Source organism: Vibrio azureus (assembly GCF_002849855.1).
Classification (GTDB): domain Bacteria; phylum Pseudomonadota; class Gammaproteobacteria; order Enterobacterales; family Vibrionaceae; genus Vibrio; species Vibrio azureus.
Map to the genome: position 1 here is coordinate 896,848 of NZ_CP018616.1, position 26,403 is coordinate 923,250.

Annotated in this window: 24 protein-coding genes and 1 tRNA gene; 15 read left to right on the forward strand and 10 right to left on the reverse strand. The window is 42.9% G+C overall.

All coding sequences use genetic code 11. The features are described from left to right. Positions 1-34: 34 nt before the first annotated feature. From BS333_RS04320 to BS333_RS04335, 4 genes are all read left to right on the forward strand, one after another. The gene (locus BS333_RS04320; RefSeq protein WP_021709648.1) at positions 35-3,454 is read left to right on the forward strand and encodes an AraC family transcriptional regulator; all 3,420 of its coding nucleotides are present in this window, start codon (positions 35-37) and stop codon (positions 3,452-3,454) included. 598 nt (positions 3,455-4,052) lie between these two features. After that, positions 4,053-4,274 carry a FeoA family protein gene (locus tag BS333_RS04325; RefSeq protein WP_021709649.1) on the forward strand — a complete coding sequence of 74 codons (222 nt, stop codon included), beginning with the start codon at positions 4,053-4,055 and terminating at the stop codon, positions 4,272-4,274. Positions 4,275-4,280: 6 nt separating this feature from the next. Beyond that, the gene (gene feoB, locus BS333_RS04330) at positions 4,281-6,557 is read left to right on the forward strand and encodes a Fe(2+) transporter permease subunit FeoB (RefSeq protein WP_021709650.1); all 2,277 of its coding nucleotides are present in this window, start codon (positions 4,281-4,283) and stop codon (positions 6,555-6,557) included. Further along, positions 6,554-6,784 (forward strand): FeoC-like transcriptional regulator, encoded by a 231-nt coding sequence (locus BS333_RS04335; RefSeq protein WP_021709651.1) that lies wholly within the window; start codon positions 6,554-6,556, stop codon positions 6,782-6,784. The genes feoB and BS333_RS04335 overlap by 4 nt, the downstream gene beginning before the upstream one ends. Before the next feature lie 110 nt (positions 6,785-6,894). On the opposite strand, the gene BS333_RS04340 is transcribed toward BS333_RS04335, so the two are convergent. The 3 genes from BS333_RS04340 to argS form a co-directional block, all read right to left on the reverse strand. After that, positions 6,895-7,437 carry a YqhA family protein gene (locus BS333_RS04340; RefSeq protein WP_021709652.1) on the reverse strand — a complete coding sequence of 181 codons (543 nt, stop codon included), beginning with the start codon at positions 7,435-7,437 and terminating at the stop codon, positions 6,895-6,897. 165 nt (positions 7,438-7,602) lie between these two features. Next, positions 7,603-8,031 carry an HIT family protein gene (locus BS333_RS04345; RefSeq protein WP_021709653.1) on the reverse strand — a complete coding sequence of 143 codons (429 nt, stop codon included), beginning with the start codon at positions 8,029-8,031 and terminating at the stop codon, positions 7,603-7,605. Between the two features lie 177 nt (positions 8,032-8,208). Continuing rightward, a complete protein-coding gene (argS, locus tag BS333_RS04350) occupies positions 8,209-9,942 on the reverse strand; it encodes an arginine--tRNA ligase (protein WP_021709654.1) in 1,734 nt (577 codons plus the stop codon). Positions 9,943-10,153: 211 nt separating this feature from the next. On the opposite strand from argS, the gene BS333_RS04355 reads away from it, so the two are divergent. Next, complete coding sequence (locus BS333_RS04355) at positions 10,154-10,750, forward strand: VOC family protein (RefSeq protein ID WP_101903911.1); 597 nt, start codon at positions 10,154-10,156, stop codon at positions 10,748-10,750. 57 nt (positions 10,751-10,807) lie between these two features. Here BS333_RS04355 and BS333_RS04360 read toward each other — a convergent pair whose 3' ends face one another. From BS333_RS04360 to purU, 3 genes are all read right to left on the reverse strand, one after another. Then, a complete protein-coding gene (locus tag BS333_RS04360) occupies positions 10,808-11,179 on the reverse strand; it encodes a hypothetical protein (RefSeq protein ID WP_021709656.1) in 372 nt (123 codons plus the stop codon). Continuing rightward, positions 11,163-12,782 carry a serine protease gene (locus tag BS333_RS04365; RefSeq protein WP_021709657.1) on the reverse strand — a complete coding sequence of 540 codons (1,620 nt, stop codon included), beginning with the start codon at positions 12,780-12,782 and terminating at the stop codon, positions 11,163-11,165. The genes BS333_RS04360 and BS333_RS04365 overlap by 17 nt, the downstream gene beginning before the upstream one ends. A 186-nt stretch (positions 12,783-12,968) precedes the next feature. Continuing rightward, complete coding sequence (purU, locus tag BS333_RS04370; protein WP_021709658.1) at positions 12,969-13,802, reverse strand: formyltetrahydrofolate deformylase; 834 nt, start codon at positions 13,800-13,802, stop codon at positions 12,969-12,971. A 176-nt stretch (positions 13,803-13,978) separates the two neighbouring features. Here purU and BS333_RS04375 point away from each other — a divergent pair, with 176 nt between their 5' ends. From BS333_RS04375 to rnd, 7 genes are all read left to right on the forward strand, one after another. Continuing rightward, positions 13,979-15,904, forward strand: coding sequence for an ATP-dependent DNA helicase (locus tag BS333_RS04375; protein WP_021709659.1), 1,926 nt, complete (start codon positions 13,979-13,981; stop codon positions 15,902-15,904). 44 nt (positions 15,905-15,948) lie between these two features. Further along, the gene (tsaB, locus tag BS333_RS04380; protein ID WP_021709660.1) at positions 15,949-16,650 is read left to right on the forward strand and encodes a tRNA (adenosine(37)-N6)-threonylcarbamoyltransferase complex dimerization subunit type 1 TsaB; all 702 of its coding nucleotides are present in this window, start codon (positions 15,949-15,951) and stop codon (positions 16,648-16,650) included. 55 nt (positions 16,651-16,705) lie between these two features. Continuing rightward, positions 16,706-17,011: a hypothetical protein gene (locus BS333_RS04385; protein ID WP_021709661.1), complete on the forward strand. Its 306-nt coding sequence runs from the start codon at positions 16,706-16,708 to the stop codon at positions 17,009-17,011. A 55-nt stretch (positions 17,012-17,066) separates the two neighbouring features. Beyond that, positions 17,067-17,591: a Slp family lipoprotein gene (locus BS333_RS04390; protein WP_227739131.1), complete on the forward strand. Its 525-nt coding sequence runs from the start codon at positions 17,067-17,069 to the stop codon at positions 17,589-17,591. A 3-nt stretch (positions 17,592-17,594) separates the two neighbouring features. After that, on the forward strand, positions 17,595-18,452 hold the full coding sequence (locus tag BS333_RS04395) for an alpha/beta hydrolase (RefSeq protein WP_021709663.1): 858 nt from the start codon (positions 17,595-17,597) through the stop codon (positions 18,450-18,452). 106 nt (positions 18,453-18,558) lie between these two features. After that, the gene (gene fadD, locus BS333_RS04400; protein WP_021709664.1) at positions 18,559-20,250 is read left to right on the forward strand and encodes a long-chain-fatty-acid--CoA ligase FadD; all 1,692 of its coding nucleotides are present in this window, start codon (positions 18,559-18,561) and stop codon (positions 20,248-20,250) included. Between the two features lie 126 nt (positions 20,251-20,376). Next, positions 20,377-21,495, forward strand: coding sequence for a ribonuclease D (rnd, locus tag BS333_RS04405; protein ID WP_021709665.1), 1,119 nt, complete (start codon positions 20,377-20,379; stop codon positions 21,493-21,495). Between the two features lie 162 nt (positions 21,496-21,657). Here rnd and minE read toward each other — a convergent pair whose 3' ends face one another. From minE to minC, 3 genes are read right to left on the reverse strand one after another with little or no spacing between them, the layout of a single operon-like run. After that, positions 21,658-21,921 carry a cell division topological specificity factor MinE gene (minE, locus tag BS333_RS04410; protein WP_021709666.1) on the reverse strand — a complete coding sequence of 88 codons (264 nt, stop codon included), beginning with the start codon at positions 21,919-21,921 and terminating at the stop codon, positions 21,658-21,660. Between the two features lie 6 nt (positions 21,922-21,927). After that, positions 21,928-22,740 (reverse strand): septum site-determining protein MinD, encoded by an 813-nt coding sequence (gene minD / locus BS333_RS04415; protein WP_021709667.1) that lies wholly within the window; start codon positions 22,738-22,740, stop codon positions 21,928-21,930. A 17-nt stretch (positions 22,741-22,757) separates the two neighbouring features. Then, positions 22,758-23,420 carry a septum site-determining protein MinC gene (minC, locus tag BS333_RS04420; RefSeq protein WP_021709668.1) on the reverse strand — a complete coding sequence of 221 codons (663 nt, stop codon included), beginning with the start codon at positions 23,418-23,420 and terminating at the stop codon, positions 22,758-22,760. 200 nt (positions 23,421-23,620) lie between these two features. Between minC and BS333_RS04425 the strand changes: the two genes are divergently transcribed. Further along, a complete protein-coding gene (locus tag BS333_RS04425; protein ID WP_021709669.1) occupies positions 23,621-23,902 on the forward strand; it encodes a YcgL domain-containing protein in 282 nt (93 codons plus the stop codon). Positions 23,903-24,003: 101 nt separating this feature from the next. Beyond that, positions 24,004-24,924 (forward strand): lytic murein transglycosylase, encoded by a 921-nt coding sequence (locus BS333_RS04430; RefSeq protein ID WP_418369073.1) that lies wholly within the window; start codon positions 24,004-24,006, stop codon positions 24,922-24,924. Positions 24,925-25,075: 151 nt separating this feature from the next. Here BS333_RS04430 and folD read toward each other — a convergent pair whose 3' ends face one another. Further along, the gene (gene folD / locus BS333_RS04435; RefSeq protein WP_021709671.1) at positions 25,076-25,936 is read right to left on the reverse strand and encodes a bifunctional methylenetetrahydrofolate dehydrogenase/methenyltetrahydrofolate cyclohydrolase FolD; all 861 of its coding nucleotides are present in this window, start codon (positions 25,934-25,936) and stop codon (positions 25,076-25,078) included. A 202-nt stretch (positions 25,937-26,138) separates the two neighbouring features. Between folD and BS333_RS04440 the strand changes: the two genes are divergently transcribed. After that, positions 26,139-26,215: transfer RNA gene (locus BS333_RS04440), tRNA-Arg, on the forward strand. The last annotated feature ends 188 nt before the right edge of the window (positions 26,216-26,403 follow it).

Genomic DNA, 26,403 nt, shown 5'->3' on the forward strand with positions numbered 1-26,403 from the left:
CACGAAGCTCTCTGGTAGTAAGGGTATTTTCTTAGTGCATCGCTTAGCGTTCATATTTTTAATTACGATTTTCTCTTATCAGGCGCTGGCTTCAAATGAATCCAGCGCTGTTTTTTATCCTCTGCCAAGTCAATCAGAGGGCACGTTCATTGTTGCTAAGAATCTTTTCTTGTGTGATCAAGGTGGTCTCTGGATCCACGATGTTCATGGTCAGGTTCTCTTTTATGATGGTAAACAAACGCTACCTGATTCTGGTAGCCTCTTGCAAAACCCGATTGAGCAAGTCGCCTATCAACATGGTACCTTTTGGACCTTTGTTGATAATGAAGTGTACCGTGTCTACCCCAACCAAGACCGACAACGGATGTTCAGTCTCGAACCGGGGGCAAAAATCAGAAAAATTGGCACCTCTAAGGATTATGTATGGGTCAGTGATGGTGCTTATTTTTACGTTTATAACACGACGACTCAGCAGCGAGAAAGGTTTTCACTACTTCAGCTACATAAACATAGTAACAACAAGCATGTTTACATTAACGACGCTCTATTAGTTGGAAAGAAATGGGTCATAGGCACCACTGCTGGCGTCTATCTCTCAGACGAAAAGAAATTAAAGCATGTCAGTGCATCAGGAACACAGTATATAGAAAAACTCTATTACTCGTCCAAAAGACGTGAGTTACTCATAGGGACATTGTCAGGGGCATTGCTGTATAAAACTGAACAGACAGGTGAATTTGTTGAGAAAATTGGTGCCTCTCACGTATTGGCATTCGCTGAAACAGAGCTAGGGTATTGGGTTGGTACTGAGCAAGGTTTATATCAGTTCTCTTTTGCTACTCGCAAAACCAGTGAAGTACAGCCTGCCAGTTTGTTAGGTGTTAACCCGACCAACACCAAGATCTATTCACTGCTTAACGATGAGATGGGAGGCATGTGGATAGCCACCAACCAAGGTATTCGATACTACTCAGAGTTCAGTAAGAAGTTTGAACGAATTTCATTGGTTGGAAGTCATCATCTTCCTTTTACACCGTATGTTAAACAAGCCACGATAGGGCCTGATAATTGGCTTTGGCTAACTGATGGTGAAATACTTTATCGCTCGACTCCAAGCGGGTTCACAAAAGTATTAAGTGTTGAGTCACGGTTGAATGCATTTGCTTTTCTTGATGACCATATTTGGCTCGCGACAGAGACAGGCTTAGAAGTGTATCACCTGACCAGTTTGGAGCGTCTCGACTTTCCGTACCTAAGGGCGATGGCAGAGCAAAGCATCGATCATATCGTCTCTGATGGATTTGAAACACTTTGGCTATCAAGAGGTTATGAACTCCTGAGTGTTAATACCTCGGCAAGGCAGGTCAGGAGCTTTGGCAGTGACTGGCTAGTTAACCATTTTTTACCTGCCAGAATCACACGTTTGTATCATCAAGGCTCATTATTACTTATCGGAACTGACCATGGAGTCTATGAGTATGATGGTAAGAAAATTCGTTTTGACCACTTGTCGGCCAATCGTGGTGAGTCACTGGATATTATTACTGCCGCGAATGGTGAAAAATGGTTTGCGTCTTCTTATGGTGTTTTTAAGCAACGCTCTGAGGACGGTACTCTCCAAGCGATCGAATTGAGTGTCGCTAATGCTCGCCCTGCGTGTATGATAAGTGATCCTGATGGCGTTTGGTTAGCCTCTTCTGTTGGTTTAAGTTACTATGATTTGGCTGGACAGCTTAAAAAAACGTACTCATCATCTTTTGGCTTGATTAATAACGAATTTTTACCTGGGGTCTGTACATCAATTCCAATCGATGATACTCATTTCGTCAATAAAACAGGTTCAAACAAGGATACGGGTAACTTAAGACTTGTTTTTGGCTCTCAATATGGATTAATTCAAACAAACGCCCAGTCGTTACTTCGTTCTCATCCCCCCGAATCTAAGCTTATTGTTAGTCAAGTTCTCTTAGGAAATAAAGTAGTTCAAATCGGTAATGAAGGGCCGGAAGAGTCTGCTTTCCCCCATGGTTCTTCGCTAAGTTTTTTATTTGGCCTTATGCCTAAATTAGGGCACCAAGCTCTTTATTATCGGTTACGGGAAGACCAAGCCTGGCAGAGATTAGAAGGTGGCCAACTCACCTTGGAATACCTTAATTCAGGTGAATATTATCTGCAAGTCAGTCAAGGCAACCATCTTGCAAGCAAAAGAGTCGGTTTAGAGTACCATTTTACTGTATTAACACCTTGGTACCTATCAAGCTATGTTTTGCTCGCATTTGCTGTGCTCTTTTTACTTACGGTTATGTTTGCCATGTCTTGGCGTTCTCGCTACGTGGTGAAATCTAACCGTGAGTTAGCGGCTCAAGTTAAGTTAAAAACAGAGCAGTTGCGTCACCAAAGCCGTGTATTACTGACGAGCAACCAGCAGCTGAGAAAACAAATACAGGTGAGAGGCTTATTAGTCGATCATATCGCCAGATCGATAAAAAACAGTGTAGAGTTCATTGCGACTTCACTGAAAAACAATACAGATGAAAAGATACAGAATCATTTATCCAAAACATACTGGCAATTGAACGAGCTCATTGCTGAACCTGACCAAGCTATTGTAGGAAGACAAAGTTATAACTTGAGTCAGATCACTCAGGCTGTCGTAGATGTTTGGCAAGAAGATTTTGCCAGAATGAAAGTGGGTATTGAACTGATTGATGAGTATAAAGATCAGTGCATCATGTTAGAGAGTTTCAATCTTGATGTGATTTTTAATATTATTTTTGCCAATGTGATTAAACGTTCTTTTCGGTGCCAGTTAGTAACGGTGAGTTTGGAAAAGAGAGAGCAAAGCGTTGCATTATGTATCATCGATCATGGAATGCCTTTGTCGACCCTTGGTACTATCCAGCGCAATACTTCTAAAACTCATGCTGATTTAAGCATTGAAAATTTGCCACATTTGATCGCCGAGAGCGGTGGACAGTTATCGATGTATCCATCAGATACTCAAAATAAAATTGAGATTGTTTGGCCTTCGGCACTTGGTTTAAGCAATGATTTGCTAAGTAACCTAACTAGCGAAGTCGTGATGCATGAAGAGTCACTTCAGCGTCCTTCTTGCCCAGAAAAAGAATGGCTACTCAAGGTATACACGTTGGTGGCGGATAACTGCCAAAACCCTGAATTTGGAACAGCCTCTGCCGCGAAAATGTTATTTATGTCGGAGCGAAGCTTACAAAGGCGGTTTAAATCGGCTACCTCAACGACACTGTCTAGCTACCTTACCGAGATACGTTTAGAGCTGGCCTGTGAACAGTTACTGGCAGGGGTAAAAATCAGTGAAGTTGCGTTTAACTGTGGTTTTAATGACCCTTCTTACTTCAGCCAAAAGTTTAAGCTTCATTTCGGTTTATCGCCTTCTAAGTTTGTTGAAGCCCAACAAAGCCATATTGATGCCTAGCTTCTCTAAGCTCGACTTTTGGCATCGTGTTATCGCGGTTCTTGAGGTCACTTGGGGATGGATTAAGCGGCAAATTTAGGGGGAATGTAACGAATAAAGGGACGAGCTACAGGCGGTATTGAATAGAAAAAAAATAACGTGGTATAACCGGGGAGACTATACCACGGGTGCCAATGACACCTTCGCTTGCTGCCGGAGTGGCACGTTGTTATGCCACTTCTGGAATACATGTCAGAAGTTATCTTCTGGATGCATTAACTATACAAAATAACGTCTCGTTTAATTATAAGAATAACGACAGCTTAATATGAGAAAAGCGACAAACTGGCGAGATAATCTCAAGATTCTGTTTTTATTGATTTTATTTTTTTATTTCTTGTTGTTTGAAATTAATTACCCATAATGTTTGTTGTGTATTTACCTAGATTTGACAAAAATGACGTGATAATAATTAACAGAATTAACGTCAAGTGGGGCTTGTTTGGAGAGTAATCTTTGATTTCAAGCATTGAAGGATAGAGCATAGCGAAGTAATATCCGTCTCTTGCTATACTATTAATAATAATATTTATCATTTGCAATACGATTAAGGATTATGATGAAGCTGTCAGAGATCACTCCTGGGCAAACGGTTACGATTCGTCTATTAGAAGGGCTTTCGCCAGATGTCAGAAAAAAACTGATGGTAATGGGTTTGCTTCCGAATACAGAAGTGACTCTGGTTAGGCGCGCTCCTATGGGAGACCCTTTACAAGTGGAAGTGAGAGGCGTTTCTGTCGCTCTTCGAGAAAGCATCGCAAAAAATATTGAAGTGGAATAAATCTAAATGCAGTATCAAGTTTTAACTGTAGGTAACCCTAATAGTGGTAAGACGACGCTTTTTAACAGCTTAACAGGCGCTAAGCAGCATGTTGGAAACTGGGCTGGGGTGACAGTAGAAAAGAAAACAGGTCAATTTCAGCAAGCTGGTGACCAGTTTCTGCTGACCGATCTCCCAGGCATTTATTCATTAGATAGTGGCAACGATAGTAATAGTATTGACGAATCGATCGCTTCCCGTGCGGTGCTCACCCATCCTGCTGATGTGATTATTAATGTTATTGATGTTACGAGCCTTGAGCGCAGCCTATACATGACTTTGCAACTTCGAGAATTGGGTAGACCCATGATCGTGGTGTTAAATAAAATGGATGCTCTGAAGCGAGAACGTCGAGTCATTAATGTTACTGAGCTGGAGAAAGCATTAGGCTGTCCTGTAGTCAGTTTATCTGCGACCAATAAAGCTCAGGTCTTGCAATTTCGAGAAAAGCTTCATAAATCATTATTACAAGGTATTGCATTAACGGATATTCCTGTGAGCTACGATAGCTCAATGGAAGAGGCGATTACAAAAGTCTCTGGCTTATTTGAAGAGCAAAGTGTTTCCCACCGAGCGTTAGCGATTCGTGCACTTGAGCAAGACGCATTAGTGCTCAACAGTTTGTCGGATGTAGATAGAAAAACAGTGGAACACGCTACTGAAGGTTTAGCGCTTGATGTGGATTTACACGTTGCGGATACCAAATATACTTATCTACACCAAGTGTGTAAAAAAGTTCGTCGCAGTGAAGGCAAATTAAGTCGTAGTGTGACAGAAAAGCTGGACCAGTTTATTTTAAATAAATGGGTTGGCATTCCCTTCTTCTTTGTCGTCATGTACTTAATGTTTATGTTCTCGATCAATGTTGGTAGTGCATTTATCGACTTTTTTGATATTGGTGTGGGAGCGATTTTAGTCGACGGCGGTCATCAATTGCTTGATGGTCATTTGCCAGTCTGGCTGGTCACCATTCTTACTGATGGTATCGGCGGGGGCATTCAAACGGTTGCTACGTTTATCCCAGTGATCGCTTGTCTGTATCTATTTCTTGCCGTCATTGAAAGTTCTGGTTATATGGCTAGAGCGGCATTTGTTTTAGATAAAGTGATGCAAAAGATAGGATTACCAGGTAAAGCCTTTGTTCCTTTGGTGCTTGGCTTTGGTTGTAATGTTCCCTCAATCATGGCAACGCGTACTTTAGATCAAGAACGTGAACGCCGACTTGCAGCCTCAATGGCTCCATTTATGTCTTGTGGGGCTCGTTTGCCTGTTTACGCTTTATTTGCCGCTGCATTCTTCCCTGGTTTCGGACAAAATATTGTATTTGCGCTGTACTTGTTGGGTATTGTTGCTGCGATATTTACTGGACTATTTTTAAAAAACACTTTGTATCCGGGCAGTAGCGATAGCTTGCTAATGGAGCTGCCTGATTATGAATTACCAACCTTACAGAACGTGGTGCTAAAGACTTGGCAGAAACTCAAACGTTTTGTTTTAGGTGCAGGACAAACCATCGTTATTGTTGTGACGATTTTAAGTTTCTTAAATTCTTTAGGTACCGATGGTAGCTTCGGCAATGAAGATAGTGAACACTCAGTGCTTTCCAAAGCCGCTCAAGTTGTGACGCCTATTTTTGCCCCTATCGGCATAGAAGAGGAAAACTGGCCTGCGACGGTCGGTATTATAACGGGTATCTTTGCTAAAGAAGCTGTCGTCGGAACGTTGAATAGTTTATATACCACGCCTGAGGAAGGGACGGATGAAGTCTTCAATTTAGCGGATAAACTGGAAGAAGCGTTACAAAGTATTCCAAACAACCTTGCGGCACTGAGCTATTCAGACCCTTTAGGCATTGAAGTCGGGGATTTAAGTGATGCAGCTATTGCAGCAGAAGAGCAAGCGGTGGATGCTTCAATTTTCGGTAATATTAAAGCTAAGTTTGGTTCGAGCAGCGCGGCTTTCTCTTATCTCATTTTCATTCTACTTTATACGCCTTGTGTCGCTGCTATGGGGGCTTATGTGCGAGAATTTGGCCACAAATTTGCAAGGTTTATTGCGCTTTGGACTATGGCTCTCGCTTACTTTGGAGCGACATTCTTTAACCAAATGACGCAACTATCGGCGACACCAGTTATAAGTGGGCTTTGGATGGTATTCATTGTGGCGCTCTTCATAAGTGCCTATCATATCTTTAAGTACGTGGGTAAAAAGCAGCAAGCTGTGAGCGAGATATCAACCTTATGATTCTACAAGAACTTTATCAGTATATTGCGAGTAAGGAGACGGTCTCTCAAGCAGAGCTTGCTCAGCATTTTGGTATGAGTGAGGATGGTGTCGATGCCATGCTGAATGTTTGGGTTAAGAAAGGTAAAATTAGCCGTTTGATTGATACAAACAAGGTGCAGGGGGTGGCAAGAATCCGTTACACCATTACTAAGCAAGATGGCTTATCGATAACGGTAACGATGTAAGCTTTCTCTATTCCTCATCATCTTTAAGCTCGCCTCTCTCATTAGCTTCATGCCACAAGAGAGGCGATTATTGTTCAGTTATTTACCTAATTTATCTATTACCTACTTATCTATTCACCTGTTCGTTTCTCACTGCTTGCTCCTAATCCAAGGAATTTTAACCCCAAGCTGAGCACTAAGATTGAAATGGGCAGGGTGAGTATCGTCCAGCCTAAGTTATCGAAATTAATTAAAACCAGCTCGAGAAATTTCACAAATAAGATAACAATGATGACCTCGGCCAAGATATTTTTTAAGTGGCCAATATTGGGCGTTGTTATCCAGCTTAATACGGTATGGTTTTTGGGTACTGTTTGCTGTTGTTCTTTCAGGCTTTTTTTATTCGAAATAAACAGAGTGTAAATACCGTGAGCGAAGATAAAGAGTACCAAGGCAACGAGGAAAGTATCGAGAGACTTAATCAAATAGGCAATGGCGATGTCTGCACGATCTAAATGAGCAAGGGTGATGGGAGGATTTTGATTAAAGAAAAAAACGGCAAAAGCAGAGTAGGTTTTACTTGCGCCCATGGTGAAGAGCAAAAAAGATGCAGCCATCGAGCAAATAATGGCTATCCAGCTAACGTAACGAAAAATATTAAATACTTGTTTCATGGGAATCCTCTCAAAATAAGTTGAGAGTTTAAACAAGTTTTATTTTTGTGATAATACAGATAAAATGAGAAAGATTATTACGCAAATGTATTAATCTCTCTTGGTCATTAAGGTATTTAACGTGATCACCGAGTGAGTAGGACCATCTACCACGAAGTGAAACGTTTAGGTTTTTTGGAAAATAGAGCTCAGTGACAGTACGTTTTTAATTCGACCCAATATTTCACTTTGTTCTTCTTCGCTACGAAATTGTCCTAAGGTGTTCCCCCAAACTGGACCAGGCCAAGCGATATCTTGTTTAAAGCGCGCAATATGATGAATATGCAGTTGAGGTACCATATTGCCGAGTGCACCAAGGTTGAGTTTATCTGGACGAAAAGTGGCTTCTAGGGCTTGGCTTACAGCTTGCGACTCTAGTAGGAATTGTTGCTGCTCTTTCATTGGCAAATGATGCAGCTCTTTCAGGTTTGCACGTTTAGGGACCAAGATAACCCATGGCACGGCATTGTCTTTATGCAGTAAGGCAACACATAAAGGGAAATGGCCAATGACGGTCGTATCTTGGGCTAATTGAGGATGCAGTTCAAAACTCATGATTGTTGTCCGCGTGAAATAGAATAATGTCAGTATACACCCAAGTAAACTCATTCTGAATCAAGCACCTTGAGATCATTTGGGTATACTTATACCTCAGATAAAATAAAAGGCTGGCGCCTTGGCACCAACCTTTCTCGTTCTATCAATAGCTTAAAGTATTAATCGTCGAATCGCTTACATGCGTTCAAGCGTCTCGATACCTAGTAGAGACAGACCTTGTTTGATGGTCTTCGCTGTGAGCGCGGCTAGTTTCAGACGGCTTTGTTTCACTGCTTCGTCTTCAGCCACTAGGATAGGACATGCTTCGTAGAAGCTAGAGAACTGACCAGCGAGTTCGAATAAGTAACTGCACATGATGTGTGGTTGGCCTTCGCGGGCAACGGATTGAACCGCTTCTTCGAACTGCATAAGTTTTGCGATAAGTGCTTTTTCTTTCTCGTCAGTGATCTTGATTTCACCTTTCAGCTCGTCCATAGAAACGCCAGCTTTAGCGAATACCGATGCGACACGAGTGTAAGCGTATTGCATGTATGGTGCCGTATTTCCTTCGAATGCAAGCATGTTGTCCCAGTCAAACACGTAGTCTGTGGTTCGGTGCTTAGAAAGATCGGCGTATTTTACTGCGGCCATAGCAACGGTATGAGCGATCTTCTCTTTTTCTTCCGCTTCTAGTGACGGATTTTTAGATTCAATCAGTTTTACAGCGCGCTCTTCCGCTTCATCCAAAAGGTCTTTCAGTTTTACTGAGCCACCAGTACGAGTTTTAAATGGTTTGCCGTCTTTACCTAGCATCATACCAAATGCGTGGTGCTCAAGTGACACTGAATCTGGAATATAGCCCGCTTTACGAACGATAGTCCAAGCTTGCATTAGGTGCTGATGTTGACGAGAGTCAATGAAGTAAAGCACACGGTCTGCACCAAGTTCTTCATAGCGATACTTCGCACAGGCGATGTCCGTCGTGGTGTATAGGAAACCACCATCTCGCTTTTGTACAATCACACCCATTGGGTCGCCATCTTTATTTTTGTATTCTTCTAGAAATACAACTTGAGCACCGTCATCTTCTACGGCTAAGCCTTGAGCTTTTAGGTCGGCAACAACTTTAGGTAGCATGTCGTTGTACATGCTTTCACCCATCACGTCATCATTCGTTAGAGAGACGTTCAAACGATCGTAGTTACGTTGGTTTTGAATCATCGTGATGTCAACCAACTTCTTCCACATTTCAGAACAGAACTGATCACCGCTTTGCAGTTTAACAACATAACCACGTGCTTTTTCAGCAAAGGCTTCATCGTTGTCATACAGTTTTTTGGAATCGCGGTAGAATGCTTCAAGATCAGACAGTTCCATTGATACTTCGCCTGATTCTTGTTGAACGCGCTCAAGGTTTGCGATAAGCATACCGAACTGAGTTCCCCAGTCGCCTATGTGGTTGGCACGAATCACTTTGTGTCCTAGGAATTCTAGGGTACGAGTAACGGCATCACCGATCACTGTTGAACGAATATGGTGAACGGCCATTTCTTTTGCAACGTTAGGCGCCGAGTAGTCAGCAACGATGGTTTGGGCTTCTTCTTTTGCGACACCAAGGCGGGCGTCTTCAAGAGCCGCTTCCGCTTGTTTTGCAAGAAACTCTTCACTTAGGAAAATGTTGATGAAGCCAGGGCCTGCAATTTCTGTTTTGCTTGCAATACCGTCTAGGTCTAGAACATCCAGTACTTTCTGTGCAAATTCTCGTGGGTTAGTCCCCAGTTTTTTAGCAACGCCCATTACGCCGTTGGCTTGGTAGTCACCAAATTGTGGCTTTGCTGATTGACGGACTGCGGCAGGGCTGCCTGCAGGTGCGCCAGCGGCTTCTAGAGCCTGAGATACTTTGTCATTAATAAGTGCTTGGATATTCACACGCGTTTCCTTCAATTCAAGGACGAAGAATTATACAACCAGTGCAGAATTCTATTGTAGTTCACAAAAATGGCGCTAATTGTACCAACTTTATTGTCGTTCATACAGAGAGGATTAGGAATTTTTCACTTTTTAATTAGATTGGAATTCTGTTGCTATTTAAGTGTAATATGCCGCTCCTCATTACCCAAAATGCGACTAGAAAACTATGATACAACCTCGTTTAGAAGAAAAGCGCCTGGCTCCAGAATTGATGCTGCATGACCTTGATGGTTTTATGTCAAAAGTTGACGCCTTAGCACAGATGATCGGAATCAAAGTGCATTCAATGCAAGCGGATCATATTGCTTTGCGCATTAACGACTTTGAGACGACAAAAGCGGCTCACGGAGCATGGAAACCGTACGGGAAAATTATTTCACAAGCGCAAATCAATGGTCGACCAATCGTTGTGTTGCACTTTGCTCAACCTGTGCAAAGTCATGGGTGGGAAATTGAATGTTTAGAATTGCCTTACCCAGCAGAGGGTAAAATCTATCCAACGGAAGGGTGGGAGCATGCCGAGTTTGTGGTTAACTCTTTGGCACAGACGGCGGATGAGCTTTTAACAGAGCTAAAAGATTCCTTTACTGAGTTTGCTGAACGTTTTGAACAGCTGGATTCAATGGGAGTAAAAGTTAAATTATCTAGCCCTAAAGGGGAAGGTGAGCGGTTAAATAACCCGACTGTCGCTTTCAAATATCAAGGTGTGTGTATTAAATTTCATCCTCATTCACTTAAAGCAATTGTGGAGTCTGAACACGGTTAAGTTTTCATCTTTGAAAAAGAGAGGGAAACTCAGTTCCCTCTCTTGAATACAAACTCATTAATTTAGTAGTGGTGACTTACCTTTAGGGTTTGTGATCACAAGCTTCTTACCTCTTAACTCTTCCATCAAGGGGACGGTAAAAGTCTCAGCAAAAGGCCTTCTTCTACAGTGATCCTTTTTATTCCTGATTATGGTTAGCCAAGCTTCTGTATTGGTGTTCTTTTCCACTTTTAGGTTGAAGTCGCTACTTTGACTGCATCCCGTCGACTCCGCGATAAAGGAGATAGAATCCTCACGAGTTTGGAAAACGGTTACTTTCTCTTTTTCATATTCCACGTGACGGCTTTGATTTACATCTTCATGCGCAGAGCAAGCTGTCAAGCCTATAAAGAGAAGGCTTGTAAGTGTTTTTTTAAGCACGTTTTTCATGCAATGACCACCTTTTACGACGAGTAAACAGTCCGGCCCCCAATAGTACTAGCAATCCGATAGAGAAACTGCCGCCTGAACGTTTTCTGTCATTATCTAGCATCTTAATATTACGAATATATGCTTGCTCGAAGGGGGCGATGATAGCTGAGTTAGAGCTCTCATAAGGTGTATCGTCTTTTATGTAAACAAACTGAAGGCTGTTGGATGATTTCTCAAGTTTAATCGATATCTGTTCAAAGTCAGCACTTTCTTCAAGTAAGTCCCAATCATCATTTATTTGCACAATAAAGGCGTTAGAGTTAGCTATCAATGCTTTATATTCTAGTTGTAGAGTCCCCTTGGGCAAATCAGTGATGTACAGAATAGACTCGCCATTGGATTCCCATATATGGGATGACTGAAGCTCCCCATTTTTCTCTGTCCATGCTTTGTCACTGGTAAACACTTTAGCACCTTTAATCGGAACGGCACCGCTTACCGCAGCATTTGCTTTGTCGATAGCTATATATTTAAGGGTAGTAGTGAACTTAGGTAATTTAGAATGGTCAGTCGTGAACTCTATTGTTTGAGACGATTGCGAGCTGTCTGGAGTGTAATTTATTGTAAGCTCACAGCTTTGAGAAGGCGCGAGAGTTTGAGTACAAGTGTTTTGGGTTACCGATACCCCTTCAGGTAATGTTATTTCAGTGATATTTAATGGCACGATGGCTTCATCATTGCGAATGGTGAAGGTATCTTGCCGAGCTTTTTTTTCTATTAGTCCAAGATCACGGTATTGGGTGTAGCTAATGGTATTTAGGTGGCTTTCTATCCAACCATTTGTCTTAAAATGGGCAACATTGGCATAAACACCATAAGCGTTTGACTGAGCACAACCCAATCCCCAGCTCACTACACCAAGTAATTTGTTAATGCCGTTATCATTGGCGATAAGAGGGCCGCCGCTATCTCCTTGGCAACTGTCTTTTCCACCGTCTGAATACCCTGCACAAATGGCATCAACGGATATTTCAGCGTAAGCCCCACCTAGGTTTTGACATGCTGCGCGGTCAACGTATTGTACGTCAACTTCTCGCAAGATGTTTGGGGATTGTACACTCTCATCTAAGGTGTCTCCCCAACCTGCAACATAGACTTTATCGCCAGCTCTCATATTTTCGATCACTCTTGAGTCTGCTAATTCGATCGTTGCATTATCAACACTTCTTTCTAGTTCGATAACGGCGATGTCGTTGCTCATTATTTCAGGATTATATCCGGCATGTTGATAAATATTTTTGACGGCGATACGTTGTGCTTGAGATTCTTTTTTTTGATCGTATAAGCCAAGAACTATGTCGATACTATCTGCATTCGTTTCATCAACACAGTGTGCAGCCGTTAATACATATTTACCGCCAAGGAAACTACCACCACAAAAATGGCCCTCAGAGGCCGGATATCCTTTTTGTACCAATGAAGCAATGAACTTCCAGTTTTTAGTATTAGCAGGCTCTCCACCGACAATTCGTGCGGAGGCGTCTCTTTCAAGTGGTTCAAGTGTTGTTGCTGCTGCAGGTAAAGCCGCTCCAATCAAAAAAGCTACTAACGTTTTTTTCATTCTCATACCTTATTTTTGTTGCTTTGTTTTATAAAAGTCGCGAATACTAAACGTATTTACTGAGTAAGTAAACAGTTGCATTTTGAAATGGATTAAATACTGTTGATTTATTACGAGTTAATAGGGGGGGATTAAACCCACTAATTAAGTGGGCTTGGTGTGGTACTCGTCAAGTGAGGCCATGCTTTACAAGATCACCGTCTTGTTGCCATAAACAAAAACATGATCGTTGAGTACCTTGTTAAGCGCTTTGCTTAAGACACTCTTCTCAACATCACGGCCGGCTTGTGCCATATCTTGTGCACTGAAGGTGTGGTCAACAGGGATAACATCTTGCTTAATGATAGGACCTTCATCGAGATCATTAGTGACGAAGTGAGCCGTTGCGCCAATAATTTTTACACCACGATCATAAGCTTGTTGATAGGGTCTAGCGCCAATAAATGCAGGTAAGAAACTGTGATGAATATTGATGATCTTATGGCGGTATTTCTCGACAAATGAGGGAGTGAGGACTCGCATATATTTGGCTAGGACGAGGTAATCAGCATTATATTGCTCAAGTACTGCCAAAACCTGCTGTTCATGTTGTTCTCGGCTGAGATCTTGATGAGTGACATAATGGTAAGGAATATCAAATCGCTCGGTTAAAGGTTGCAATGTATCGTAATTACTGACTACAGCTGCGATTTCGACATCTAGACTGCCATCATAGTTTTTCATCAAGATATCCCCTAAACAATGGGCTTCTTTCGTGACTAAAATGACGATTTTTTTGCGACCAGAACTGATCAATTTACGTTTTGCCCCTTGAGGGAGTGCTTGATCAAGGTCGGCAAGAAAAGTGTGATCGTTAAAATAACCTTCTAGCTCTGTTCTCATGAAGAAGTGACCGCTGGTGTTGTCGACAAATTCATTGTTATGAACGATGTTAAGTTGATGCTTGTAACAAATGTTGGTGATTTTAGCGATCAGTCCTGGCGCATCATTACAATGGGTTAAAAGGGTTTTCTTTTCCATAAATTCAGTACTTCCTTGTCTGATGTGAGGTCACTTGGGTATAACATAAATAATCGATTCTCAACTGAGTTTCAATCACTTCTCAGACGGGTACGAGCATCTCGTCTTTTTGATGACTGAAGTTTGCCTTCAACCTCTGGTATAATCAGTTCAATTTTTCTCAGTAGAAGTAAAACATGATCGCAAAAACATTTTCTTCAGATGGCGCGTTAGGTAAAGCAATTCCGGGCTTTCAAGCACGACAGCCTCAAATTGATATGGCGGAAGCGGTTAGCGTTGCGATCAAAGATCAAACCCAGCTGGTGGTTGAGGCCGGTACCGGAACTGGCAAGACTTTTGCGTACCTTGTGCCGGCTTTGCTCAGTGGTAAAAAAATCATCATCAGCACAGGCTCTAAAAACTTACAAGAGCAGCTGTTTCATCGAGATTTGCCTTTAATGGTGGATGCACTGGGTTTTTATGGTCAAGTCGCTCTATTAAAAGGGCGTTCTAACTACTTATGTTTAGACAGGCTGAGTAGGCAAATGGTCGAAAGCCATGGTCACGACGCTGACCCAAACTTATTAACGCAACTGGTTAAGGTTCGATCTTGGTCTTCGGAAACCAAAACAGGAGATTTGGGAGATTGTGATGACTTACCAGAAGACAGCATGATCATTCCCACGATTACCTCGACCAATGATAACTGCTTGGGTAAAGAGTGCCCGAGTTATACGGATTGCTTTGTGTTAAAGGCGCGCAAACGTGCGATGGATTCAGACATTGTTGTAGTGAATCATCATTTATTTCTTGCTGATTTAGCGATCAAAGAAACGGGATTTGGTGAATTAATACCCGAAGCGGATGTATTTATTTTTGATGAAGCTCATCAGCTCCCGGACATTGCCAGTGAGTATTTTGGTCAATCGCTCTCGAGTCGGCAAATTCAAGAATTAGCCAAAGATATCGAAATCGCTTATCGCACCGAAGCCAAGGACATGCGTCAATTGCAAAAAGTAGGCGACAAACTGCTACAAAGTGCCATGGATATGCGCATCGTCTTGGGTGAACCAGGCTTTCGCGGTAACTGGCGTGAAGCACTGCAATCGGAATCGATCAAACGCGAATTGGTGCGCCTCACTGATAGCTTAGAGCTGACCATTGACGTGCTCAAGTTAGCTCTGGGACGAAGTCAATTATTGGACACGGCATTTGAGCGTGCCAATCTTATCAAAGGTCGAATTGATCGCGTGTGTGATGTCGATATTACGGGTTACTCCTATTGGTATGACACTTCTCCGCGTCATTTTGCTTTGCATATCACGCCATTATCCGTTGCGGATAAATTTCATGAGCAGATAGAACTTAAGCAAGGTGCGTGGATATTCACTTCAGCAACCTTAGCGGTATCCGGCGATTTTAAGCATTTTACTGACCGTTTAGGCTTAAAGCCAACACAGCAATTTTCGCTGCCGTCTCCCTTTGATTATCAGCAACAAGCGCGTTTGTGTGTACCCCGTTACTTACCAGAGCCAAACAGCCCAGGCTTGGCAGATAAGTTAGTGAAGATGCTAACGCCTGTAATTGAGGAAAATGAAGGGCGTTGCTTTTTCTTATGCACCTCACATAGCATGATGAGAGAGCTCGGGGAACGTTTCCGTGAAGTACTGGAATTACCTGTACTGATGCAAGGTGAGATGAGTAAGCAAAAGACTCTTGCAGAGTTTATGGAATTAGGCAATGCCTTGTTGGTCGCGACGGGTGCCTTCTGGGAAGGGATCGATGTTAGAGGTGATGCACTGAGCTGTGTTATCATTGATAAATTACCCTTTACTGCCCCAGATGATCCTTTGCTTAAAGCACGTATTGAAGATTGTCGTTTGCGAGGAGGTGAGCCTTTTGCTGAGGTACAAATACCGGATGCGGTGATCACTTTGAAGCAAGGGGTAGGGCGTTTAATTCGGGATAAAAAAGACCGAGGAGCTTTGATTATATGTGACAACCGTTTGGTCACAAGAGACTATGGCGGGGTCTTTTTAGGCAGCTTGCCTCCAATACCAAGAACTCGAGACTTAGAACAAATCAAAGTTTTCCTAAAGTCAGAACAGACAGCCACAGATTAGATGTGTTGGCATAAACGATTAAATTTTACATTTTAGAGAGTGAAATGAGCGTAAAAATTCTTGCTATCGATACCGCTACTGAAAATTGTTCAGTCGCTTTACTGGTCAATGACAAAGTGATTTCACGTAGTGAAGTGGCTCCTCGTGACCATACGAAAAAAGTGCTTCCTATGGTGGATGAAGTCTTAAAAGAAGCAGGACTAAGTTTACACGAACTCGATGCTTTGGCTTTTGGTCAAGGTCCAGGAAGCTTTACTGGAGTACGTATCGGTATTGGCATTGCTCAGGGCTTAGCTTTTGGCGCAGATTTACCGATGATTGGTATTTCGACTCTTGCTGCAATGGCTCAGGCTAGCTATCGTAAGCATGGAGCAACAGACGTTGCCGTTGCGATTGATGCTCGTATGAGTGAAGTTTACTGGGCCCGTTATGCTCGTCAAACTGATGGCGCATGGACAGCCGTCGATGCAGAATGTGTCATTCCACCTGAGCGCTTAGCCAATGAAGTCCAAGCAGATAATAAGACATGGGCGCAAGCCGGGACGGGGTGGCAAGCTTATCAAGAATCATTAGCAGCTTTGCCTCTTAGCTTTATACAAACGGATGTTTTGTACCCTGACTCGCAAGATATTGTGATTTTGGCTCAGCGAGAGTTCGAACTTGGTAACACCGTCGCAGTTGAAGATTCGAGCCCGGTTTATTTACGTGATAATGTGACATGGAAAAAGCTGCCGGGTCGTGAATAGTATTCCACCTTGCTAACGGTCAGACAAATGTATAGCTTGCTTGTGAGAGGGTGTTATGTCGTCGATTAATGGTTTACCTCCTGGACTTATTCCAGGTGCACATCGAACCCAAAAAACACAGAAAAAACAGCAGACGAAGAAAACGGAGTCAAAGTCTTCTGTTGGGCAGCCCTCAAAAGTAGCCAATGCGGTTGCGCATTCGATTAAGCATATTGATGAATCACATCTGCATCGTGCTCAAGTTCATTATGACTTACCAGAAGGACATGCTCGCAAAGCAATGGAACAATATATGGACATTATGAACCGATCAAGGAAAGAAGAGCTGGCTCAATTAATGGGGGTTGATATTTATGTGTAAGCGAGCAGTCGTAAATTTACTGGCTTTGATTCGAAAACGCCATTTCGCAGTAATTATGAGTGTTTTCGCTTTAGCGGCTTGCAGTTCGCTTCCATCAGAGCTGAATGCGAACTCAGAATCAGTAATGACGGACTACCTGACCTTTGCCCAAAGTAAAGGGCAGGTGGTGGATGACGTTCGTCTGGGTGGGGTTATCGCCAAAACAGAAAACCAGAAAAAGCGTACACGCATAGAGATTGTCAACTTACCGATTGATTCATCGGGTCGCCCGGACATCAACCAAGAACCTCAAGGTCGTTTTGTGGCTTATTTTGATGGTTACCTAGAACCTATCGCGTTTAGTCAAGGTCGATTGATCACGGTTGTTGGTCAAGCGATAGGCCAAGAGCAAGGGCAGGTTGGTGAGCACCCTTACCTTTTTCCTGCCCTTGACGGTGACGGTTACCGCTTGTGGAAAATTGAGGAGCGTGTGCGAATGTACGACACCTCAAACTATGGGTATCCATGCTACTCGGTTAACTGTCGGATACCTTACTTTGACTTCCCTCAAGAAGGGCAGGTGATTAAACAAGTGAGGTAGTTCATGGTTAATGAGCGAACTTTTCAGCTTTCAACAGGCACGTTGGCTGCTCTTGAGTTGGGTCAGCAACAGTCTGCGGGGACATCGGTTATTTTCATCCATGGTTGGCTAGATAATGCAGGTAGCTTTATAGCCATCATGGAAACAATGCATCAGCTCGCCCCCGATTTGCATTTATTGGCCATTGATTTGTTTGGTCATGGATTATCGAGCCACAAAGCAGCAGATAACTATTACGCCTTTCATGATTATGTGGATGATGTACATAGGCTGTTGTCTGATCTCTCATCGAATCATGTGGTGTTAGTTGGCCATTCACTTGGTGCTTTAATTGCAAGTTGCTATAGTGCTGCTTTCCCAGAGCACGTTCAGGCTTTGGTTCAAATCGAAGGTGTAGCGCCGTTAGCGGAAGACTCAAGCTATAGTGTAAAAAGGCTGCGTGATGGCGTGTTAAGTCGGCAGCGCCTAAGTAGTAAAGTAGAGCGAGGAATGGCATCTTTAGATGTGGCACTTTCGATGCGTATGCAAGTCAACCAATTGACCGAAGAGCAGTTAATGCCTATTGTTGAACGTGGCACGGAATTCCGTAACCAACAATGGTATTGGCGTTACGACCGAAAATTGAAATGCAGTTCCCTTTACCGAATGGCTCAGCATAATGCTCTAGCCTTTATACAAGAGATTCGATGTCCACACTTGATTATTTTAGGTGACAAGGGCTTTCCAAAGCACCAACTGACTCCTGTTTCTTGGGGCGAAAATCAACCACTAATGGTCATCGTCCAAGGCGGGCATCACTGCCATTTAGAGCAAAAACTCGAAACCTCTAAGTTAATCCTTGGGGTTGTTAACAAAATTTAGATAAGTGTTTGAGTAGAAGATGCTCAAGCACAGTTGCTGTGCTCTAATAGCGAACGACTTAAAAGAACGCTATTCTTTTAGCCAGTGTTAAACGAGGAGTAATATCGTGGATAAACCATGGCTTTCACGCTATCCAAATGACGTACCTGAAACTATCGATCCTGAGCAATATGAATCTTTGGTTGAAATGTTTGAGCAGTCTGTACAAAAGTATGCAGATCAGCCAGCATTTATGAACATGGGCTCGGTCATGACCTTCCGAAAACTGGAAGAGCGTAGCCGTGCATTCGCTGCTTATTTACAAAACGAATTACGCTTAAAAAAGGGCGATCGTGTTGCGCTTATGATGCCTAACTTGCTGCAATATCCCGTTGCTTTGTTTGGGGTATTAAGAGCAGGTTGTATCGCGGTTAATGTTAACCCTCTTTATACTCCCCGTGAGCTAGAGCATCAATTAAATGATGCAGGGGTGACCGCGATTGTTATCGTGTCCAATTTTGCTAATACGTTAGAGCAAATTGTCGATAAAACCCCAGTGAAACATGTTGTTTTAACCAGTTTGGGCCAGATGTTGCCCAGAGCGAAAGGAACGATTGTTGATTTCGTGGTTAAGTATGTCAAAGGCATGGTACCGAAGTACGATTTGCCAGGTGCGATTTCTATGCGTAAAGCCCTTTACAAAGGACGACGTTTGCAATACGTCAAGCCCTATGTATCTGGTGATGATATTGCATTCTTACAGTACACAGGTGGCACAACAGGTGTCGCGAAAGGGGCCGTGCTTACTCATAGAAATATGATTGCCAACGTAATGCAGGCGAAAGGAGCATATGGCCCCGTGCTTTCACCTGGCCGCGAGCTGGTGGTCACCGCTTTACCTCTGTATCACGTATTTGCTCTAACGGTAAACTGCCTGTTATTTCTTGAAATGGGCGGTAATAACTTGCTTATTACTAACCCGCGCGACATTCCTGGCTTCATTAAAGAGTTACAAAAGCATGCTTTCACCGCGATTACAGGCGTTAATACTCTGTTTAATGCGTTAGTTAACAATGAAGATTTTCATGAGCTTGATTTTAGTCATCTACGCCTTGCGGTTGGGGGCGGTATGGCAGTTCAGCGTGCGGTTGCTGAGAAATGGCAAAAAAGCACGGGATGTTACTTACTGGAAGGCTATGGCTTAACGGAATGTTCACCGCTGGTGGCTGCATACCCACATGATTTAGTCGCTTATAACGGTTCTATTGGTTTGCCTGTCCCTTCAACTGATGTTCGGATTGTCGATGATGAAGGTAATGTTTTGGCTAACACTGAAACGGGTGAACTGCAGGTTCGTGGCCCTCAGGTTATGCAAGGTTATTGGCAACGTCCTGAGGCAACGAAAGAAGTCATCAATAAAGACGGTTGGCTGTCAACTGGCGACATTGTTAAGTTTGATGATGAAGGGTTCTTGCATATTGTCGACCGCAAAAAAGACATGATTTTGGTTTCTGGTTTCAATGTTTATCCGAATGAAATTGAAGATGTGGTTGCATCTCATGGCAAAGTGCTAGAAGTTGCTGCGATCGGGCAACCACATGAGGTCTCAGGTGAGTTGGTTAAAATTTATGTGGTTAAGCGAGATCCAAGTTTGACCAAAGAAGAAGTGATTACACATTGTCGCCAGCATCTCACCGGGTATAAAGTGCCTAAACTTGTTGAGTTTCGTGAAGACTTGCCCAAGACAAATGTGGGTAAAATCTTGCGCCGAGTGCTGCGTGATGAAAACGATGCGGAACTTGAGAAAAAACGTGCTTAAGTTTTGTCCTTAAGCTCAATATAGCCTTGTTAATAGGCCAATATTATTCTTATTTCTAGGTCAATAGACCCTAACCTCTAGGTTAGCATGCCAGCGTAATGCTGGCATTTTCATAGCGAGAAGCCTGTGAATTATCAAATGATTACAAAAAATACAGAGTTGGTTGAAGTTTGTGCTCTGGCCAGAAACGCCGATGTCGTCATGCTAGATACTGAGTTTGTCCGTGTTCGAACTTACTATCCGCAGTTAGGGCTGATCCAACTTTTTGATGGAGAGCATCTTTCGTTAATTGATCCAACCGAATTAACGGATATGACCGCCTTTATTGAATTACTCAAAGACAGCTCTGTGCTAAAGGTTCTGCATGCATGTGGGGAAGACCTCGAAGTATTTCAAAATGCTTTTGGTTGTACTCCTTTTCCTATGGTGGACACACAACTTATGGCCGCCTTTTTAGGGCATGGGCTGTCAACTGGTTTTGCCTCTTTAGTTGAACAATATCTTGATGTGGAACTGGATAAAAGTGAATCGCGAACAGATTGGATGGCACGCCCACTGTCTCAAAAGCAATTGGACTATGCAGCAGCAGATGTACATTACTTAATGCCACTTTATGAGATATTGTTAGAAAAGGTCATGCAAGCAGGCTGGTGGGAAGCCTCGCAGCAAGAGAGTGAACTTTTGGTCTCTAAGCGCATTCAAGATATCGATGAAGACAACCTCTATCGTAATATCAAAGGAGCTTGGCAGCTTAAGCCCGCTCAGTTAGCAAACCTTAAACCTTTGGCCACTTGGCGCTACCGAGAAGCAGTTAAACGTGACTTGGCATTGAATTTTATTTTTAAAGAAGCCGATCTACTGACGGTGGCCAAACTGGGCTTAACGAATTTCCATAAAATGGAAGCAGAAGATATGGATATTCGTTCTGTGCAACGCCATGGAGCAAAGATAGCCGCGATGGTCAAAAAGGCTAAGCAAACGCCGGTCGATGAATATCCAGAGCCGATCACACGCTTGATGGACTATCCGGGTTATAAACAGATCTTTAAAAACCTCAAAGACGTGGTCAAAGTGGTCTCGCAACAGACGGGATTAGCAACAGAGTTTTTAGCTTCTAAAAAGCAAATTAACCAATTGGTCAGTTGGGTCTGGAAAAAAGATTGTGATCCATCACTGCTGCCAGATTTGATGCAAGGCTGGCGTTGTTCTCTGGTCGGTGAAAAAATGCTCAAGGTACTAAAGTAATCCCCGTGATATCGCTTTGAATCAAGCATCCTAGGGTCACTTGAATATAGTCATATATCATGGAGCGACTTGAGTATAAAGGTTGGTGTTGAATACCAACCTCTATACTCCATATCTTACCCCAAGCGATAGCAAGATAAGCAAGTCTCGCCAAGCCTAGTATTAATTATCATCTTCTGGCAGCTTGACGTTGAGTTCAAGGACGGCAATATCATCGTCTTTTTGCTCAAACGTTAAATCAACCATGTTAGCGTCGATGGCGACGTATTTACGAATGACCGTTAATATGTCCTCTTTTAATTGAGGCAGGTATGACGGTGCTGGATCATCTTGGCTGCGACGTTCTGCCACAATAATTTGCAAACGCTCTTTGGCTAAATTAGCTGACGTTTTCTTTTGTGGACGGAAAAATTCTAATAGTGACATTTCTATCTAGCCTCCGAACAGTCGTTTAAAGAGACCTTTCTTCGCTTCGGTTAAGAAACGAAACTCAACTTCATTACCTAGTAGGCGTTCAACCGTATCTGAGTAAGCCATACCTGCATCAGTATTCTCATCAAAGATCACCGGGACCCCTTTATTTGAAGCATTCAGAACGGCTTGGCTTTCAGGGATCACGCCAAGCAATGAAATATGCAAGATTTCTTCGACATCTTGGACGCTAAGCATTTCACCTTGGGTGACACGGGTAGGGTTGTAACGAGTCAGTAATAAGTGTTGCTTAACCGGCTCTAGGCCTTGTTCAGCACGAAGGGATTTAGAATCTAAAATGCCAAGGATACGGTCAGAGTCACGGACAGAAGATACTTCAGGGTTGGTGGTGACAATGGCTTCGTCGGCATAATACAAGGCCATTAATGCACCTTGCTCAATACCTGCTGGTGAATCACAGATGATAAAATCAAAGCCCATATCGTCAAGTTCAGAAAAGACACGCTGAACACCATCTTTGGTTAGTGCATCTTTATCACGAGTTTGAGAGGCAGGAAGAATAAACAGGTTTTCTGTTCTCTTGTCTTTGATCATTGCTTGGTTAAGTGTTGCTTCACCGTTAATGACGTTGACGAAATCATATACGACGCGGCGCTCACACCCCATAATAAGGTCGAGGTTACGCAAGCCGATATCAAAGTCGATCACGACGGTTTTTTTGCCTTTTAGTGCTAAACCTGAGGCGATTGCTGCGCTTGATGTGGTTTTACCCACGCCGCCTTTACCAGAGGTAACTACAATTATGCGTGCCATTTTATTTCCTTTTTAAACTATATCGTGAGCGTTTGAAGATGTAATGATTCTTCAGCTTTACTGATCATTACCTTCTTTTGCCAATACTCACTCTGAATTTGATCGCTCAGCCAGTAATCTCCAGCGATGGAAACCAGCTCAGCTTGTAAATCGTGACAAAATATTCTTGCTTCTTGTTGGCCACTTGCTCCGGCAATCGCTCGTCCACGCAATGTGCCATAGATATGAATCGAACCATCAGCGATCACTTCGGCTCCTGCACTCACATGAGCCAGTAAAACCAAGTCGCAATCTTTCGCATAAACCTGTTGTCCAGAACGGACCGGTGTATGGACGACTTTGGTGGGATTCATTTTGGCGGGTGCTTGTGCGGGTGATTTGCTGGCCGACATAATTGCGAATCCAGCCTCAGAGGCGAGGTTTTGGGTTCGCTTATCTTTACAACCAGTCACGCCAACAGGAATGAAGCCTGCATCAGCAATGCCTTGTTTTAAGGTCGAAAAGTCAATGTCGCCTTCTACCTTGGATATATTGATGGCAAGTGGTGCTGAAGCAAAAAAAGAAGGGGCTTGCGCAACTTTTTCTTTTAAAAAATTGACCGTTTTAACGATCTCGTTGTCAGAAAGGTGTAAAACTGACAGAGTAAAACTGCTACCTTTAAGATCTGGTGAATGGGTCATCGTGTGCATCTTTCCTTTATTGAAAGAGGATTGCCATAAACTATAGGTGTCATGTTATATTCCATCCTTTGATGCAGCAAGGTTTCAAGACGTTAAATGATAAAATTAATTTTAATTTGGCGCCTTATTTCTTGTCTGAGTTTTAATACTTTTAATCCTATCCGTGTTAAGACGGGTAATTCAGCATAAAAAGGGTCATCATGCTTTGTTCTATCTATAAGAGTACCAGAAAAGAGGGCACATACCTCTACATTCCAAAGAAAGATGACTTTTCTCAAGTCCCTGATGCGCTAATGCAGATGTTTGGTAAACCTCTACCGGTAATGACGATCAAGTTAGATGGCCGAACACTCGCACAGGTGGATGTTGAGAAAGTAAAGACATCACTGATTAATGATGGCTTCTTTCTGCAAGTTCCGCCACCCCCTGAAAACTTATTAGAAAAATATAAAGAACAAAAATCTCAGCAAAAAGGTGAGTAAAGTCAGCTCTTTTGTTCTGAGAACTTATTTCGCCCATCAAGGAGAGTGATGTGAAAAAACGATTTGCAACTTTACTCAGTATCAGCATTTGTAGTAGTGCTTTGGCAAGTTCCGAGGGATTTGACGAATACCTAAACAAACTGCGTGCAGAAGCTCGAGATAAAGGCATTTCTGAACAAGTAATTACTTCCGCATTTGCTGACGTCAATTATAAGCCTAGAGCGGTAAAAGCCGACCGAAATCAGCCAGAAAAAAAGCTGACTTTAGACGAATACATTCCGCGAGCGGTCCCGGAGTGGAAGGTTAAGCAAGCAAAGCAGTTATACAAGCAGCATTATACCGACTTAAAGCGCATTGGTGACAAGTATGGTGTTCAGCCACGCTTTATTGTCGCATTGTGGGGCGTTGAAAGTAATTTTGGCAAGTTTACCGGTAACTTCAATGTGATTGATGCACTTTCAACGATGGCTTTCGAAGGGCGCCGTGAAGCCTTCTTTCGCAAAGAAACGATGGCGGCTTTGCAAATTTTGGATCAAGGGCATATTGCATTAAAAGACTTTAAAGGGTCTTGGGCTGGTGCGATGGGTCAGTGCCAATTTATGCCTAGCTCTTTTTTGAGTTTTGCCGCTGATGGTAACGATGATGGTAAGAAAGACATTTGGAATTCTAAAGCCGATGTTTTTGCCTCGACAGCGAATTATCTGAGTCAGTTTGGTTGGGACGATAATTATACTTGGGGCCGTCAAGTGAAAGTACCACATGGTATTGATCATAAACTTGAGGGTAGGGAAGCCGACAAAGGCAAGTATTTGCAAGAGTGGAGTAAGCTTGGTATTACCAAATACGATGGTACGCCACTACCAAAACTTGATAAAGACGTTAAAGCTTGGTTGATTATGCCAGACGATGAAAGTGGCCGAACTTATCTTGTCTACAATAACTACAATGTGCTAATGAAGTGGAATCGTTCTTACTATTTTGCTTTAGCAGTCAGCCATCTAGCAGATCGTATTAGTTTTTAAATCCGTCAACTCATAAAACTCAGGGCTCTTGTCCAAGTAACTTTAAGCTGAACATTGCATCTTGAAGTTACTTGGTTGTAACCATAGTCCCGACGATATGAAATGTGTGATAGGGCGTGTTTATCCCTCATGCCCTAAATCATACAGGTCATCACTTATGAGTATGAAATTGTTCGCAAGCCAGCATAGTATTTTCAATTAAGCTTGCTACAGTCATCGGACCAACGCCACCTGGTACAGGTGTAATAAAGCTCGCGTTCTCTCTTGCTTTATCGAACTCAATATCCCCAGCAAGTTTACCAGAGGCTAAGCGATTAATACCTACATCAACCACAACAGCTCCTTTCTTTATCCACTCTCCGGGAATAAAATTCGGTTTACCTACTGCCACGACAACCAAATCAGCTTGGCGGACGTGAAACTCCAAGTCTTTGGTAAAACGATGACAAGTCGTCGTGGTGCAGCCAGCGAGCAGGAGTTCTAAAGTCATTGGGCGGCCCACGATATTAGAAGCCCCTACAACAACCGCATGCTTGCCGCGCAATTCGATGTTGTAACGCTCCAGCAGCGTGATGATGCCTTTCGGAGTACAAGAACGCAGTTTAGGAATACGTTGAGCCAATCGACCGACATTGTATGGGTGGAAGCCGTCAACATCTTTTTCGGGTTGGATTCGCTCTAACACCTGAGTGGTATCAATACCCGCAGGAAGGGGTAATTGTACCAGGATGCCATCGATTTCTGCATCATCGTTAAGTTGGTCGATCAAAGCTAATAATTCATTCTCTGAAGTAGAAGCAGGAAGGTCAAAAGATTTAGAGACAAAGCCTACTTCTTCACAAGCACGACGCTTACTGCCCACATAAACTTGGGAAGCGGGATCGTCCCCAACCAGAACAACAGCAAGACCAGGAGCACGAAGGCCAGATTCTAGACGAGCTTTTACTCGAGCAGCAACTTCGGATCGAACGGTTTGAGAAATAAGTGTTCCATCGATATTTTGAGCTGTCATGACTTTCCTTTTGAGATTGATAAGGCAAATTGTTTGCAGATATTGTCGCAGAAAATAGTATTAACATCCACACGCAAACGTTTGCATTGTTGTCTTTTTGAGCTTTAAACGTTAAGTTGATTTTTTTTTAAGCATTTGAATCAAAATGTTATAAAAACACATTGATTTAAGCATTTTAACTCGTATAATTCTTTCCTGTAGCGCGCCCTTAGCTCAGCTGGATAGAGCACGTCCCTTCTAAGGATGTGGTCGTAGGTTCGAATCCTACAGGGCGTGCCATTCATTCTAAGAACCCCGATAGCTCAATGAGCTACCGGGGTTTTTTCATTTAAGACTTGTACTAAATATCCTCATTCATCAATGTATATCCACAAACGTTTTCTCTTTCACTTTACCACGAGTTAGCAGAGATCATCTTCTTGAGAAAGGCTTAGCTCACGAAAGATAATCAGAACAATTAATCTATG

What these genes read in the sequence shown, in the direction of transcription:
- BS333_RS04390 (WP_227739131.1), top strand. Translation starts at nt 17,067, where the DNA reads ATGAGTGTTTTCGCTTTAGCGGCTTGCAGTTCGCTTCCATCAGAGCTG.
- BS333_RS04335 (WP_021709651.1), top strand. Translation starts at nt 6,554, where the DNA reads ATGATTCTACAAGAACTTTATCAGTATATTGCGAGTAAGGAGACGGTC.
- BS333_RS04425 (WP_021709669.1), top strand. Translation starts at nt 23,621, where the DNA reads ATGCTTTGTTCTATCTATAAGAGTACCAGAAAAGAGGGCACATACCTC.
- minC (WP_021709668.1), bottom strand. Translation starts at nt 23,420, where the DNA reads ATGACCCATTCACCAGATCTTAAAGGTAGCAGTTTTACTCTGTCAGTT.
- BS333_RS04395 (WP_021709663.1), top strand. Translation starts at nt 17,595, where the DNA reads ATGGTTAATGAGCGAACTTTTCAGCTTTCAACAGGCACGTTGGCTGCT.
- BS333_RS04360 (WP_021709656.1), bottom strand. Translation starts at nt 11,179, where the DNA reads ATGAAAAACGTGCTTAAAAAAACACTTACAAGCCTTCTCTTTATAGGC.
- BS333_RS04325 (WP_021709649.1), top strand. Translation starts at nt 4,053, where the DNA reads ATGAAGCTGTCAGAGATCACTCCTGGGCAAACGGTTACGATTCGTCTA.
- BS333_RS04340 (WP_021709652.1), bottom strand. Translation starts at nt 7,437, where the DNA reads ATGAAACAAGTATTTAATATTTTTCGTTACGTTAGCTGGATAGCCATT.
- BS333_RS04375 (WP_021709659.1), top strand. Translation starts at nt 13,979, where the DNA reads ATGATCGCAAAAACATTTTCTTCAGATGGCGCGTTAGGTAAAGCAATT.
- minE (WP_021709666.1), bottom strand. Translation starts at nt 21,921, where the DNA reads ATGTCACTATTAGAATTTTTCCGTCCACAAAAGAAAACGTCAGCTAAT.
- tsaB (WP_021709660.1), top strand. Translation starts at nt 15,949, where the DNA reads ATGAGCGTAAAAATTCTTGCTATCGATACCGCTACTGAAAATTGTTCA.
- BS333_RS04345 (WP_021709653.1), bottom strand. Translation starts at nt 8,031, where the DNA reads ATGAGTTTTGAACTGCATCCTCAATTAGCCCAAGATACGACCGTCATT.
- purU (WP_021709658.1), bottom strand. Translation starts at nt 13,802, where the DNA reads ATGGAAAAGAAAACCCTTTTAACCCATTGTAATGATGCGCCAGGACTG.
- BS333_RS04385 (WP_021709661.1), top strand. Translation starts at nt 16,706, where the DNA reads ATGTCGTCGATTAATGGTTTACCTCCTGGACTTATTCCAGGTGCACAT.
- minD (WP_021709667.1), bottom strand. Translation starts at nt 22,740, where the DNA reads ATGGCACGCATAATTGTAGTTACCTCTGGTAAAGGCGGCGTGGGTAAA.
- BS333_RS04365 (WP_021709657.1), bottom strand. Translation starts at nt 12,782, where the DNA reads ATGAAAAAAACGTTAGTAGCTTTTTTGATTGGAGCGGCTTTACCTGCA.
- folD (WP_021709671.1), bottom strand. Translation starts at nt 25,936, where the DNA reads ATGACAGCTCAAAATATCGATGGAACACTTATTTCTCAAACCGTTCGA.
- feoB (WP_021709650.1), top strand. Translation starts at nt 4,281, where the DNA reads ATGCAGTATCAAGTTTTAACTGTAGGTAACCCTAATAGTGGTAAGACG.